The 13,337-nt window shown below is 61.5% G+C and carries 13 protein-coding genes; 3 read left to right on the top strand and 10 right to left on the bottom strand.

Features of this window, described 5'->3' with window-relative positions; all coding sequences use genetic code 11:
- Positions 1-54: 54 nt before the first annotated feature.
- From ACILSE_RS00065 to ACILSE_RS00035, 7 genes are all read right to left on the bottom strand, one after another.
- A complete protein-coding gene (locus ACILSE_RS00065; protein WP_395715289.1) occupies positions 55-1,434 on the bottom strand; it encodes a DUF1552 domain-containing protein in 1,380 nt (459 codons plus the stop codon).
- A 12-nt stretch (positions 1,435-1,446) separates the two neighbouring features.
- On the bottom strand, positions 1,447-3,327 hold the full coding sequence (locus tag ACILSE_RS00060; protein ID WP_395715288.1) for a DUF1592 domain-containing protein: 1,881 nt from the start codon (positions 3,325-3,327) through the stop codon (positions 1,447-1,449).
- Positions 3,328-3,384: 57 nt separating this feature from the next.
- Complete coding sequence (locus tag ACILSE_RS00055) at positions 3,385-4,233, bottom strand: metal ABC transporter permease (RefSeq protein WP_395715287.1); 849 nt, start codon at positions 4,231-4,233, stop codon at positions 3,385-3,387.
- A 14-nt stretch (positions 4,234-4,247) separates the two neighbouring features.
- Positions 4,248-5,045, bottom strand: a complete 798-nt coding sequence (locus tag ACILSE_RS00050; RefSeq protein ID WP_395715286.1) for a metal ABC transporter ATP-binding protein — start codon at positions 5,043-5,045, stop codon at positions 4,248-4,250.
- Entirely contained in the window at positions 5,042-5,467 is a 426-nt protein-coding gene (locus ACILSE_RS00045; protein WP_395715285.1) for a hypothetical protein, read from the bottom strand. Before ACILSE_RS00045 ends, ACILSE_RS00050 begins: the two co-directional genes overlap by 4 nt.
- A 3-nt stretch (positions 5,468-5,470) precedes the next feature.
- Positions 5,471-6,361, bottom strand: coding sequence for a metal ABC transporter substrate-binding protein (locus ACILSE_RS00040; protein WP_395715284.1), 891 nt, complete (start codon positions 6,359-6,361; stop codon positions 5,471-5,473).
- A gap of 62 nt (positions 6,362-6,423) precedes the next feature.
- On the bottom strand, positions 6,424-6,885 hold the full coding sequence (locus ACILSE_RS00035) for a hypothetical protein (RefSeq protein ID WP_395715283.1): 462 nt from the start codon (positions 6,883-6,885) through the stop codon (positions 6,424-6,426).
- Between the two features lie 119 nt (positions 6,886-7,004).
- On the opposite strand from ACILSE_RS00035, the gene ACILSE_RS00030 reads away from it, so the two are divergent.
- Complete coding sequence (locus ACILSE_RS00030) at positions 7,005-8,438, top strand: YdiU family protein (RefSeq protein ID WP_395715282.1); 1,434 nt, start codon at positions 7,005-7,007, stop codon at positions 8,436-8,438.
- Positions 8,439-8,506: 68 nt separating this feature from the next.
- Positions 8,507-9,004 carry a protein-tyrosine phosphatase family protein gene (locus tag ACILSE_RS00025; protein WP_395715281.1) on the top strand — a complete coding sequence of 166 codons (498 nt, stop codon included), beginning with the start codon at positions 8,507-8,509 and terminating at the stop codon, positions 9,002-9,004.
- A 7-nt stretch (positions 9,005-9,011) separates the two neighbouring features.
- On the opposite strand, the gene ACILSE_RS00020 is transcribed toward ACILSE_RS00025, so the two are convergent.
- The 3 genes from ACILSE_RS00020 to ACILSE_RS00010 form a co-directional block, all read right to left on the bottom strand.
- Positions 9,012-9,602 (bottom strand): hypothetical protein, encoded by a 591-nt coding sequence (locus ACILSE_RS00020; RefSeq protein ID WP_395715280.1) that lies wholly within the window; start codon positions 9,600-9,602, stop codon positions 9,012-9,014.
- Positions 9,603-9,615: 13 nt separating this feature from the next.
- Positions 9,616-10,806, bottom strand: coding sequence for an NAD(P)/FAD-dependent oxidoreductase (locus tag ACILSE_RS00015; RefSeq protein ID WP_395715279.1), 1,191 nt, complete (start codon positions 10,804-10,806; stop codon positions 9,616-9,618).
- A gap of 89 nt (positions 10,807-10,895) precedes the next feature.
- On the bottom strand, positions 10,896-12,539 hold the full coding sequence (locus ACILSE_RS00010) for a nucleoside recognition domain-containing protein (protein WP_395715278.1): 1,644 nt from the start codon (positions 12,537-12,539) through the stop codon (positions 10,896-10,898).
- A 49-nt stretch (positions 12,540-12,588) separates the two neighbouring features.
- Here ACILSE_RS00010 and ACILSE_RS00005 point away from each other — a divergent pair.
- The coding region (locus tag ACILSE_RS00005) for a CobW family GTP-binding protein (RefSeq protein ID WP_395715277.1) at positions 12,589-13,337 on the top strand (749 nt) is incomplete at its 3' end.

Raw genomic sequence — 13,337 nt, 5'->3', positions numbered from 1 at the left:
CGACACCGTCTCTGCTGCTGCCGATCTTGTGCGCTTGAGAGCTGTTTTTGCTACTTAGACCCTCATCATCTCCGTGATCTGCTTCGTCGCGATACCGATGGGCCGATCCAGCGGCACGCCGGCGCAGGTGAGCAAGGTCGTGAGCAGATCACCTTGGTTGCCTTTGACGGTGTCGATGAAGCGACCGGTGTTAAGCGAGCCGCCGCCTTTGCCGGCGAGGATGAAGGGGAGATTCTCGCGGGTGTGCTTGTTGCCGTCCTCCAGGCCGCTGCCCCACATCATGATGCAGTTGTCGAGCAGCGTGCCGTCGCCTTCGCGGAGGCTGGCCATCTTTTTCACCATGTAGGCATACTGGTCGATGTTGAACTTCGTGATGGCGGCGACTTTGCGGACCTTCTCGGCCTCGTTGTTGTGATGCGTGGGGCCGTGATGCGTGTCGCTGAAGCCGAGTTCAGGATACGAGACACCATTCGGCGTGGAGCCGATGTAGGTGCTCACGCGCGTCGTGTCCGTCTGGAAGGCGAGCACGGTGAGGTCACACATCACTTGCATGTATTCGCTGCGCTTGTCTCCCTCGGGGATTTTCACCTCGATGGGCGGCGAATCACTGGCCTTGCGCTTGCTGGAAGCGACTCCGGCTTTTTCGAGCGCGGCTTCTTTCTGCCGATACTCGATGGCGGCGATACGGCGCTCGACGGAGCGCACGCTGTCGAGGTATTCATCGAGCTTCTGCTGGTCGCCGTGCGGCAATTTGCGCCGCAAGTCCCTCGCGCCGCCGATGACGAGATCGAGCATCTGGCGGTCGAGCGGGTCTGCGGCCGTCGTTTGGCCTTCCTGGCCCGTTTTGCCAAAGAGACGATTCAAAACGCTGCGCGGATTGATCTCCGCCGGCATCGCCTGCGTGGGCGAGCGGAAGCTGCAATGCGAGTAGTAGCCTTCGTTGAGCCCTTCCTGGTTCTCCTTGTGCGTCTGCGGCATCGTCGCCAGTTCCAACGAAGGGAGCGAGGTGAGGCCGCCGAAGTAGTTGGCAAAGATTTGGTCCGCCGAGATGGCGATGTTGATCTGGTTTCGCTTCGCCGCATTCGGCAGCGAGGCCGTGAGCCACGTCGAAAGCTCCAAAGCATGCGGAGCACTGCCAAACGGCGTGATGGGCACGCCGGAGATACCCTTCACCAGCATGCACTGATCCAAAATCGGCCGCAGCGCCTCCAGCGCGGGCGGCGGCGACGTGCGGAAGCTCTCCGGCGTCTTCGGCCAGAACTGATCCATGATCACCCCATGCGGCATATACATGAACCCGAGCCGCACCGGCGGCTTGTAGCCCGACTTGCCTTTGACCGCCTCCGCCCAGCCCATGGTTTCGAGCAAAGGCAGCCCCAGCGAGGCTCCGAGGCCTCTGAGGCAGGCGCGGCGGTTGAGAAGTTGGGAGGACATGGAACGAATGGGTTACTCTTTGACTCTACGGTTCAAAAACGGGTAGCTTGTCACGATCTCGGTGATGAGCGTTTGCATCTTGTGGCCGTCATTCGCGATGTTCTTGAGCATTTGGTCCACAATGATATGGTCGTAGCCTTCGAGTTGGCGACAGAGGGTGTAGGCGAGGAGTTTTTCGGTGAGGTTGCGGGTCAAATCGGTCTCGCGGGCGGCGATGAGGGCTTTGAGTTCCTTCGGCGAGGAGAAGCGTTTGCCGCCGGGGAGTTCGCCGACGGCGTCGATGGGGCCGCCGGACTCGTCTTTGTCACGCCAGCGACCGATGGCATCGAAGTTCTCCAAACCGAAGCCGATGGGGTCGAGGAGCTTGTGGCAGTTGGCGCAGACGGCGTTGGTGCGGTGCAGTTCGGTGCGCTGGCGCAGCGTGAGATTGGCGACTTTCTTTTGATCCTGCTTTTCCAAAGCCGGCACATTCGGCGGTGCGGGCGGCACGCGCTGGCCGAGCACCTGCTCCAGCACCCACACGCCACGCTTCACGGCGCTGGTGCGCGTGGCGAAGGATGTGGTGGCGAGCACGCCGGGCATGGCGAGGATGCCGCCACGATTCGCGTCGGTGAGCTTCACTTTTTGCATGTCGGGGCCGGTGATCTTCTTTTCGAGGCCGTAAATCTTGGCGAGCGTGCCGTTGAGGAAGGTGTAGTCGCTGTTCACGAAGCTGACCACGCTGCGGTTCTCCCGCACGATGCTTTCAAAGAAGAGCCGCGCCTCGTCATACATCGCGGAGCGGAGTTCAGGCGTCATTTCGGGGAACTTGGCCGCATCGAAGGTCTTGTCCTTCAATTCGGCCGCTCCGAGCCACTGAGCACCGAAGCCATCAAACAGCGCTCGTGAGCGTTTGTCGGCCAAAAGGCGCTTCGTTTGCGCTTTGAGCACCTCGGGCTCATGCAGCTTGCCTTCGTCGGCGAGCTTTGACAGCTCCGCATCGGGCATGGTGGCCCAAAGCAGATACGAAAGGCGGCTGGCGAGCTGGCAATCATCCAGCGGCACGATTTTTTCGCCCGTGGGCGCGTCTTTGGACGGCGTGATGAACAGGAACTGCGGCGAGACAAGCACGGCCTTCAGCATGAAGCGCAGCGCGGCAGAGCGGTCGAGCTTGTTGGCCGTTCCGAGCTCGAAAACCTTCACGAGCACGTTGAGTTCGTCCTCGGTCGGCGGTCGGCGATAAGCGGTGCGGGCAATTTTTCGCGCGACATCGCGAACATCCGCCTCTTTCGCTCCAAACAGCCGCTTCTGAGCCTCGGCGGGCATTTGTTGCAGCGCGGTATTCGCGATGCCGAGATACTGCTCGGTCTGCATCGGCGAGAGCGAGTTGAGATAGCCCTCGCCGGGCACTTCATCCGGCAATTCCTTCGCGATGGATGCATCGACACCAAGGAAATCGCGGAGCGTGTTGCCATACTCGACCTTGGTGAGGCGGCGGATGACAAACGGTCCCGGATCGCGTGCGCTGAGGTATTTGACCTGTGCCAGCGCATTGAGAAAGCGCTGCCGCTCATCGTCGGAGGGCTGATCCGCGTCTTCGGGCGGCATGTCGTGTGCCTGCACATTCGCGATGGCATCCATCCACTTGCGAGAAAGGCCTGGATCACCCGGCTTGCGAATGGCGATCTCGAAATTGAGCCCGGCCTTCGAGCGCCGGTTGCCATGGCATTCGAAACAATACTTGGCGGCGAACTTCTCGACGTCTTGCTTGAAGGCCTTTTTCGCGGCGGATTGGAGTGCGTCGAGTTCTTTATCCTCCACGGCATGCGTGGCGAAAGGCAGTGCAAGAGTGAGATATAAAAAGATGGAGGCCCTGGAGATCAAAACGTGGCTTTGTATCACGGGCGCAGCCATGTGGGTCTATCGGCCATCACAAGAGCTGAATGGCTTCAGACTTCAACGCCGCATCACTCAGGCCACGCCTCTCCGCCTGCTGAACAGGCCGTATTTTGGACTAAAAATGTAAGCGAGCACAAAGAAGGCTCCGAGGACGACGATGATGGTGGCGCTGACACTCCAGCCGAGCGGATAGGAGAGGAAGAAGGCGATCACGGAGCCGAGGGCGCCGAGGAGGCCGCCACCCCAGAACAGCGTGCGGGCGTTGTTGGTGAGCAGGTAGATCGTGGCGGCGGGAGCGACCATCAAACCGACGCTGAGGATGCAGCCGACGGCTTGCAGCGAGGACACGAGCACGAGGATGGTGACGGCAAAGGTGGCGTAGTTCAGCAGTCGCACCGGGACGCCGAGGCTGGCAGCGATGTTCGGCTCAAACAAATAGATGAGCAGCGGGCGCTGCAAGGCGGTAAGGGTGATGACGGCGATGGCGCTGATGCCAAAGGCGATCCACAGGTCAGAGTCGGCCATGCCGATGATGCTGCCGAAGAGCCATTCATCGAGCTTCTGTCGCACATCGAGGTTTTTGAGGATCAGCAGCCCAGCGGCGAAGGCGGTGGTGTAAAGCACGCCCATGGCGGTGTCTTGATCGAGTCGGGACGTGCGGGAGAGGAAGATGGAGCCGAGGCCGACGATGAGCGCGGCGAAGATCGCCCCGAAGAGAGCGCTCCACTGCGAGAGTCCGGCGATCAAAACAGCCACAGCGAGGCCTGGCAGCAAGGAATGCGAGATGGTGCCGATCTTGAGCGCGGATTTCCGCAGCACGACGAAGGCGCTGACGAAGCCGTTCGAGAAGCCAATCAGCAAACAGGCCAGCAAGGCTCGTTTGGCGATGGGTTCGGCTAAGAAATCGGTGATCGTGGGCATCTGGATGCTAGTAGCTAGTTGCTGGATGCTTGATCCTGGTGGTCGTAAGCGCGGGACACGTTCGCAGGCGTGAAGGCGTCGGCGACGGGACCGAAGGCGATCTGGTGGCGGCGGATGAGGAGGACGTCGTCGAAATTGCCGGTGACGGTTTGCAGGTCGTGATGGCTGGCGATGAGGAGGCGGCCTTCGGCGGTAAGTTCTTTGAAGAGTCGGCTCAAATTCTCCTGCGCAGGCTTGTCGAGGCCGGTGAAGGGTTCGTCGAGCAGCAAGACATGCGCTTCTTGAGCGAGCGCACGGGCGATGAAGGCCCGCTGCTGCTGGCCGCCGGAGAGGGCGCTGATCTGGCGATCCTGGAGGTCGCGGAGTTCCATGCTGGTCAGGGCGCGCTCGACGATGTCGGCATCGTGACGTGAATACTGCCGCCACCAGCCGAGATTCGGGTAGCGGCCCATTTCGACGAGGCCGCGCACTGTGATGGGGAAGTTCCAGTCGATGTCGCCGCGCTGCGGCAGGTAGGCGATTTCGTGGCTGCTGCGGGTGAGCGATTTACCGCGCCAGAGGATCTTGCCGGTGTCGCCAGGGATGAGTCCGGCGAGCGATTTGAGCAGCGTGCTCTTGCCGGCACCGTTGGGGCCGATGAGGGCCATGCTGCGGCCGCATTCGGTGGCGAAGTTGATTTTTTCGAGCGCACGCACCTCCTGATACTGAATGCTGAGATCGACGACTTCGAGCCGGTGATGCTGCGTGTGCTCACAGCCGCCGCCCCAACAGACGTGCTCCTTGGTTTTGTCATGCGTGGCTGCGGCGCTCATTTCCAGGAGAAGGTGATGACTTCATCGAGGCTGCCAGCGGCGGACCAGCGTGTCTCGCTGCGTGCTTCGAGTCCGTCGGGTTCGATTTCGAGCGTGAGGGCGGTGTCAGGTGTATTCTCCGGCCAGGTAGCACTGAGGAAGACATCCACGCCGTCTTTAGTGGAAGGCAGCACGGCATCGAGTTCGAGCGGTGAGGCATTGGCGGTCGTGATCAGCTCCTTGTCGGCCAGTTTGAGGCTGAGCGTGGTTGGTTTGTGTGCGAAACGCAGGCGCAGCAGGGCCTTCACGCTTTTCACTTCTTTGACGGCGACTTTGACGACCTTGGCGTTGCTGGTGTTCCCGGTCAGATGGCTCAGCGGCACCGCCAGCACGATGAACGCGAGGCAGAGCAGGAAGATCTGGATGGGCGGGAATCCACGCATGGCCTATTTCGTTTCGCTCAAAGCGGCCACGAGGGCGCGGACGTTGTGCGCGAGCATCGTTTCAAAGGTGTGGGCTGTCTTGGCGGTGCCGTCGGCGATGAGCGGATCGCCAATCTTCACGCCAGTGCTGCGGGCGATCTCGGCGAGGACCTTGGGATTGGCCTGATCTTCGGGGAAGACGGCCTTGATGCCATGCTCGCGGATTTCAGCAATGGTTTCAGCGACGTGCTTCGAGTCGGCATCATCGTTGCGTCCGATGCCGAGCAGCGAGATGGGTTCAAAGCCGAACTCCTTGCAGAAGTAGCCGAAGGCGGCATGCGCGGTGACGAGTTTGCGGTCTTTGCGGGAGATCTTGGCGATTTCCTTCTGCGCCCAGACCTTGAGTTCGCCGAAACGCTTGGAGGCGGCCTTGGCACCGGCTTCGTAGGCGGCGGCGTTCGCAGGATCGGCGGCGGCGAATTCGTCGGCCACGATGCGGGCGGCGCGTTTCATGTTTTCCGCGCTGTGCCACCAGTGCGGATCGAATTCCCCATGGTTGTGGCCTTCCTCGCCATGGTCGTGATTGCAGGCATAGGGGATGGAGGGGACTTTTTCACCGACTTCGACGAGCTTGATGCTCGCGCCGAGGCTGTCGCGCAGCTTGTCGAGGTAGGTTTCGAGTTCCTTGCCCGAGGCGAGCAGCAATTTGGAGCCACGCATCGCGGCGATGTCCTTGGGGGCAGGTTCGAAATGATGAACGTCACCGCCGGGCTTGAGGATTTCGATGACCTCGACATTCGCACCGCCAACCTGCCGGGCCAGATCGGCCACGATGGGGTGCAGCGAGGCGACTTTGAGCGGAGCGGCCTGACCGATGGCGAGAGACAGCGCAAAAGCTGTGAGGATGGTTTTCATGGCGGTGGCTGGGGACAGGAATGAATAGCTGCCACGACCCGTTGCTGCAACTTGATTGCGAATTAGCCTTTGCGCTTGGTCGCCTCTCGCTTTGCGATCTTGATTCCGGCCTCGACGATCTGGGTGCGCAGTTTTTCAAGGCAGGCTTTCCAGGTGGCGGGGCTGATGGGGAGGTAGCGCTCGGTGCCGTCGGGGAAGCGTTTGGTCTCGAAGATGTTGCTGGGCTGCTGGATGAGGTCGTCGTAGAGGCCGTGGATGAAGAAGGTGCGGGCGTCGGCACCGTCCGGCCACGGGCTGGGGTGGCCTTCGGCCTCGCGGATGGCGGCTTCGACGGCGGAGAGGATTTCGACGGGATTGAGCGTGATCTTGAGCGGTGCGCCGGACTTGAGGTAGTCGGCGATGGCGATCTGCACTTTGCCGAGGACGGCCTGGATCTGCCGCAGGTCGGCGGGGGCTTCCTCTGGGTTGAGGGATTTCAATTCAAGCTCGGTGCGCGTGGCTTTTTGGGGGCGTTTTGCGGCCATTCGGCGCCATGTTGCATCAAATGGTCGTCTGGCCAAGCAGAGGCAGGCCGTTTGCGATGAAAATTGGCAACCGTCAGGATGGCAGTAGCGCATGTGTCTGGTAAGTGATCACTCCCTGCATGCCTGACTCTCCTGAACCTCCCTCTTCGCCAGCCGGTTGGCGGCTTGATCACTCCTATGCGCGGCTGCCGAAGGCATTTCATGCGCGGATCGACCCGACACCGGTGCCTGAGCCGAAGATGGTGGTGCTGAATCGCTCGCTAGCAGAGGCTTTGGGCCTTAACGCGGACGAACTGAATGATGCGGCGATCTTTGCGGGCAATGCGCTGCCGCCAGGAGCGGAGCCGCTGGCCCAAGCCTACGCGGGGCATCAATACGCGCATTTCGCGATGCTGGGAGATGGTCGGGCGATTTTGCTCGGCGAACAAATCACGCCGAGTGGCGACCGGTTTGACATCCAGCTCAAAGGACCGGGGCCGACGCCGTTTTCGCGTCGTGGGGATGGTCGAGCGGCGCTGGGGCCGATGCTGCGTGAATACCTCATCAGTGAGGCGATGCAGGCGCTGGGCATTCCGACGACGCGCAGCCTGGCGGTGGTGACGACGGGTGAAAAAGTCTGGCGGCAGGACGGCGGACTGCCTGGCGCGGTGCTGACACGCGTGGCGGCCAGTCACATCCGCGTGGGCACGTTCGAATATGCGGCGGCACGCGGAGAGAAGGCGGACCTGCAAGCGCTCGCAGACTACACGCGGCAGCGGCATTACCCGGAGGTCGAAGGCGGCTACGCTGCGCTGTTTGAGGCTGTGATGGAGCGGCAGGCGGCGCTGATCGCGAAGTGGATGCACGTCGGCTTCATCCATGGCGTGATGAACACGGACAACATGGCGCTCAGCGGCGAGACGATCGACTATGGGCCGTGTGCATTCATGGACGCGTATGATCCGGCCACGGTCTTCAGCTCGATTGATCGCAACGGCCGCTACGCCTATGGTAATCAGCCACGCATCGCTCAGTGGAACCTCGCGCGTCTGGCCGAGGCGATGCTGCCGCTGTTTCACGATGATGAAAAGCAAGCCATCGAGATCGCGAACGGCATGATCTCCGGTTTCGAGGAGCGTTTTCAGCACCACTGGCTCACCGGCATGCGCGCGAAGCTGGGCTTGTTCACGCAGGAGAGTGAGGACAAGACGTTGATCCAATCCTTGCTCGAATGGATGCAGGAAACGAAGGCGGATTTCACCAACACCTTTCGTGACCTCACTCAAGGCCATCTGGAGCCGTTGGAATGGCAGGCGCGCTGGTCCGAGCGGCTGAAACGGCAGCCGCAATCCGCCAGCGAAGTCCGCGAACTGATGCGCCGCAGCAATCCGGCCTTCATTCCCCGCAATCACAAGGTCGAGGAAGCGCTCGCCGCCGCCTCAGAGCATGGCGATCTCAATCCCCTCCAGCGTCTTATGACCGCGCTGTCGGCACCCTTTGATCACTCGCAGGATTGGCCGGAGTTCAGCGAACCTTCTGGCTTGGAGTCGTATCAGACGTTCTGTGGAACCTGAGTCCAAGACCGCTTTGACAAAGGCGTTGCGAGCCTTGAAATCATCTCGCGGTGAGTGCAGAAAACGGCATGTCGTCACCGATCCGCCCTTGGTATTGGCCTGCGAGAGGCCAGCCTGAACGCACCGAGCCCTTCACGTGGATCGTGGAGGATGTGATCGCGGCCTCGTGGTGGCCTGATCCTTATGTGTTCGATCTTTACGACGATCATGGCATCCGCGCGGTGGTGAACTGCTGTGAGTTCGACAACCGTCGCGATGTGCCAGAACAGTTTGTGTATCATCACATCAACGTGCCGGACTATGGCGTGCCGACGGATGCGCAAATCGAGCAGTTTATGACGCTGATGGATGCCCATCACGCCGCTCGCGAGCCCGTGGTGGTGCACTGTGTGGCCGGTTGCGGCCGGACGGGGCAGTTCATCGTGGCTTGGTGTGCCAAGGCGGGCTTCATCCCGGCGAATGCCGATCCCGTGCAGTGGATCCGTGCCCGGCGGAAGTGCTGTCTTGAAACCCGCGAGCAGAGCGAATGTGCGAAGCGGTGGATGAACCTCCATCGGCGCAAGTGAGCTTGCCTCACCGCTTGGGCTCGATGAAAGCCCGAGAGCGTGGCAGCGCGGCCGATCCGGTGGCGAAGGTGCTGATCCAGTGACGCGCGGATTCGGGTGGCAGCCAGGGTTTGGAGGTGGGCAGCTTGCAAAACATCGCGTGGCATTCTTCGCGGTAGGCGCGGCCCATTTGTTTGGCGATCCAGGCTTCATACTCGGCCAGCCAGGCGGTGAAGATGCGGCTGGTGCGGGTCAGGTCGGCGATGTTGCTGTTGTCGAACTCTTTGAAGTCGTATTCGCCGGGAATGACGGGCGCGGTGCGGTGGTGGACGTAGCAGCGCTTGGCATTGCGGATGAAAAGGAAGCCGCATTTGCCGCTCTCGCACGGATACCATCCGGCGCAGGCACCATGCAGCTCGATGACGCCGTCTTCCCAAGGCTTGCAGTAGCAACTGGTGCCTTGCAGGCCTTCGCTGCGGTGTTTTTCAAAGCCGTGCTTCAGGAGCAAATTGCCCTCGGTGAGCACATCGCGGCCCCAAAAGAACATTTGCTGGCCGAGACCAGTGGTGAGGTCGTTCAGGTGGCCGCGGGTGAGTGGTGCGGGTGCGCTGCGGGACACGACCGGGATGGATTTACGCTGCCACAGCATACTCGATGACCTCCGCTTGCTTGAGTTGTTGATCTTCGGTGGCTTCGACGGCGCATTGGCAGTCGGTGCAGCATTTCAGGTCGTCGAGGAGAAAGCCGCGTTGCTTCCAGAGGTCGAGTCCATCGCCGATGTCGATGCCGAGCCGGCCTGCGATCTCACGGGCGATGACGCCAAAACGAGCACGGTATTTGTAGATGAAGCAGAACAGCATGCCGCGATGCTGCAAGGATGGTCCGCTGTAAAAGAGGCCGGGCGTGAGCGTGGATTCATCTGCTTCCTCGCTGAAGATGGCGCTGCCGTTTTTCCACTCCCAGAGGTCGCGGATGGGCTCCAGGGCGCTGCGGAAGCCGGTGCATAAAATGGGCACGGAGGGGCTGTGGAAGGGCTGGCCGTCTTTCACTGCGAGTTCGTAGCCGCCTTTGACCGGACGCACGCTCTGCACCTCGGCATTTTTATAAAAGCGGATCTGGCCGGGAGCTTCGAGCAGGGCTGCTTTCAGCCGGTCACGCGTGTGAGGACTGAGGGCTCGGCTGGGATCGGGATCGTCGCTGTCCCAAGGATGACCGCGGGAGAGCAGATGCACGTCTTTGCCAAGTTGCATGAGATTGATCGCCGCATCGATGCCACTCTCGTAGCCGCCGATGAGGGTGAATTGCTGCCCGCCAGCGGCGATTTGCTCCCAATCGCGCACGCGGCCGTTGTGAAGGCAAAAATCGGCTCCGTCGATGCCGCTGTCATCCGGGCGCGAAAACTCGCCGATGGCCCAAATGACGAATTTCGCGGCTTTCGGGCCTTGGGCGGTCTCCAGCTCGAAATGATCCCGCACACGCCGCAGGCCGGTGACACGCACGCCGGTCTCCACGGCGACTTCGTAGTGCTTCACGATGGCGCGGAGATACAGTGCGTAGTCTTTGCCGGAAGGATGCTGTGTGTTGAGAAAATCAGCGGGCGAGGTCTCCGGCGAGATGGCGTTCAGATCGGCAAAGCCGAAGGCATTGCTGTGAAAGGAGGGCGTCAGCAGTCGCATCTGCTCCGGCCAGGACTCAAAGCTGGCCCCGATGCTTTTTTGATCGAGGACGAGCACGTCCTCCACGCCCGCCGCCTGCAAAGCCAGCGCACAACCAAGCCCCGCAGGCCCGGCACCGATGATGAGAACTTCGTGGGTTGGCTTCATGAATGAATCATTCGGAGGGTTGGCAAAACAATGGATGGCAGAATCATTTTTTGAGTTGGGCCGGGGTTCTGAAATCATTTTGCCATCCATCATTCTGCCAGATGAAAGGCGGTGCCGATCAGCCATGCGCTCACCAGCGAGGTCACCGCCTGCCTGCCAGCGAGGAGCGCGGCGGGCTTCCAACCCAGCTCGCGGCGCACGGTCCACAGCGTGACGAGGCAGGCGGTGAAAGTGGAGGCGAGCCACACGAGCACGAAAATCTGTCCGGCACTCATCGCGGTGATGAGCGCACCATCGCCGCTATTCAGTGTGAGCAGGCCGTCTTTGCGAAGGATGGAAAAAAGGATGCCTGGAGCGGCTTCACCGGGCAGGTGAAACAGCCCCAGCATCGGAGCCACGCCCGCCGTGAACCAGGCGATGACTCCGAAATGCTCCAGCAAGGCCGCGACGAGGCAGATGACGATGAAGATGGGCATCGCCTGCTTCAAAAACTGCCCCAGCGCCGCCTTCACGCGCCACCACACGGCACGCAGCGAGGGCTTTTGCAAAAAGGAGCGCTCATGCAGCGGCGAGGCGGCCTCCTTTGCCAGTGCCCCATGCCAAAGACGGGTGTGCAGCGCACCGACGACGAAGAGAGCCGCGAGATAAGGGAAGAACAACCCCGGTTGCCCAGCGGCTGCGAAAAGGCTCAATGAAGCGCCGATTTGATAACTGCATGCACTGCCAAAACCGATCATCGACACACAGGCACCGCGGCTGCACTTCGAGCAGGAGCGTGATTGAAACACCGCCACCACATTGCAGCCGAAACCGCTGAGCACCGGGATCAAATCGCGACCGCTGAGACCGATGTGGCGCAGCCACGGATCGAGTGCGGCGGTGATGCGGTCTTTTAATCCCGTCTCTTCTGCCAGTGCCACGCTCGCACTGATGAGCAGCACCACCGGAAAGGCCCACAGGAAGGAATACCAGCCCAGTGTGATCGCCCCGTAACTGCCCGTGAGCATCACCTGCGCGATTTGCGGCCAGCTTTGCGCCGCAGTCTTCAGCGGCGTGATCGCCAGCTCATCCACGATCGGCTGCGCCCAGCTCGCGAAGGCATAGGCCGCATACACCGGCAGGGCAAACATCGCCGCCATGCTCAGCAGCGAGAACCAGGGGCCGATGCGTTTGTTTTCAAACAGGGTGGTCTCTGGCTGCACGGTCGTGTGGTGCAGTCCACCCGTCTGCTCGCTCAACACATTCACCTGCGCGGCGCTTTGGATGGCTCCGAGCACCCGCGTGCGCCCCTCCGCATCCAACTCACGCGCATTCACGATGACCACCGGGATGCCGAGACGCTCGCGATAGATCTGCGCGAGGCTTTCGATCTGCTGCGGAGCCTTGTCCTGAAAGGTGATGGCGAGCGCGGTCTTCTTTTGCTGGAGGTCCAGCTCACGCAGCAGCGTCTCCACCTCGCTCACCGCATGCGTGCCGCGAGCCACCATCAGCACCACATCCGCATGCTGCATCGCCGCCAGCGCATCACGCGTGGTCTGCGCGTCCGCATTCACGCGGATGCCCGGCGTGTCCACCACCTCGCACCCGCAGTCCGCGAGGCGGCATTTGCGGCAGACCACGGTGGAGCCGCGAAAATTCGCCTCATCACCCGTGGCGTGGCCGGTGAGACCGCGGAACAGGGCGGTTTTGCCGGCGGATTCGAGGCCGGTGAGCACTACGGAGTGAGGGTTCATTAAGTGCAAATAAATTGCACAAGTCAAAAACGCAAGCCAAGACTCGGTCATGCGCGTCACCATCCTCTGCGGCTTCCTCGGCTCCGGCAAGACCACGCTCCTGCGTCGGCTGCTGCGGGAGGCACCGGCGCATCTGCGTCTCGGTGTGCTCGTCAATGATGTGAGCGACCTCGAGGTGGATGGCGATCTCGTTCGCGAGGCTGAGCGGCTCTCCGAGGCGGAGGGCACGCTCGTCAGCCTCTATGCTGGCAGCATCAGCGGCACTCGCCGCGAGGCTTTTCGCGAGGCGCTGGCCCGGCTGGCCTCGCGGGACGACCTCGACCACCTGCTCATCGAGACCTCCGGCAGCACGCACCCGTGGCCTTTGATCGAAGATGTGTGCCAGCATGCCTCGCTGGAGCTTCACAGCTTAATTACGCTGCTCGATGCCCGTTCGCTCGTCGCTGATCACGGCGGCGGCGCGGAGCTGCTGCGCAAACTCGTGCAAAACGAGGCGCAGGGCCTTCGCAGCGCGGAAAACCTGCTCGTCGAGCAATTGCAGTTCGCCAGCCTCATCGTGCTCACCAAGGCTGAGCGTGTCCCGGCCGCCGATCTGGCCATCGTTCGCAAAACACTCGAAATCCTGCATCCTGGCGCTCGTGTGCTCACCGCGAGCTATGGCAAGGCGGACACCGATTTGCTCCACACGGGCGGCTTTGACCTCTCACGAGCCCAAAACCTCGCCAACGACCTGCCCGACGCTGATTTGGGCGAAAGCGAAGCCTACGACATCGGTCACACCGTCGTGCGAGACGAGCG

The sequence above is a fragment of the Prosthecobacter sp. genome, from assembly GCF_044236155.1.
Taxonomy (GTDB): domain Bacteria; phylum Verrucomicrobiota; class Verrucomicrobiia; order Verrucomicrobiales; family Verrucomicrobiaceae; genus Prosthecobacter.
The sequence above is the reverse complement of the archived record's forward strand: the minus strand, read 5'-3'. Positions and strand labels throughout refer to the sequence as shown.

Coding starts and splice junctions, on each gene's coding strand:
- ACILSE_RS00065 (WP_395715289.1), bottom strand. CDS start 1,434: ATGTCCTCCCAACTTCTCAACCGCCGCGCCTGCCTCAGAGGCCTCGGA.
- ACILSE_RS00060 (WP_395715288.1), bottom strand. CDS start 3,327: ATGGCTGCGCCCGTGATACAAAGCCACGTTTTGATCTCCAGGGCCTCC.
- ACILSE_RS00055 (WP_395715287.1), bottom strand. CDS start 4,233: ATGCCCACGATCACCGATTTCTTAGCCGAACCCATCGCCAAACGAGCC.
- ACILSE_RS00050 (WP_395715286.1), bottom strand. CDS start 5,045: ATGAGCGCCGCAGCCACGCATGACAAAACCAAGGAGCACGTCTGTTGG.
- ACILSE_RS00045 (WP_395715285.1), bottom strand. CDS start 5,467: ATGCGTGGATTCCCGCCCATCCAGATCTTCCTGCTCTGCCTCGCGTTC.
- ACILSE_RS00040 (WP_395715284.1), bottom strand. CDS start 6,361: ATGAAAACCATCCTCACAGCTTTTGCGCTGTCTCTCGCCATCGGTCAG.
- ACILSE_RS00035 (WP_395715283.1), bottom strand. CDS start 6,885: ATGGCCGCAAAACGCCCCCAAAAAGCCACGCGCACCGAGCTTGAATTG.
- ACILSE_RS00030 (WP_395715282.1), top strand. CDS start 7,005: ATGCCTGACTCTCCTGAACCTCCCTCTTCGCCAGCCGGTTGGCGGCTT.
- ACILSE_RS00025 (WP_395715281.1), top strand. CDS start 8,507: ATGTCGTCACCGATCCGCCCTTGGTATTGGCCTGCGAGAGGCCAGCCT.
- ACILSE_RS00015 (WP_395715279.1), bottom strand. CDS start 10,806: ATGAAGCCAACCCACGAAGTTCTCATCATCGGTGCCGGGCCTGCGGGG.
- ACILSE_RS00010 (WP_395715278.1), bottom strand. CDS start 12,539: ATGAACCCTCACTCCGTAGTGCTCACCGGCCTCGAATCCGCCGGCAAA.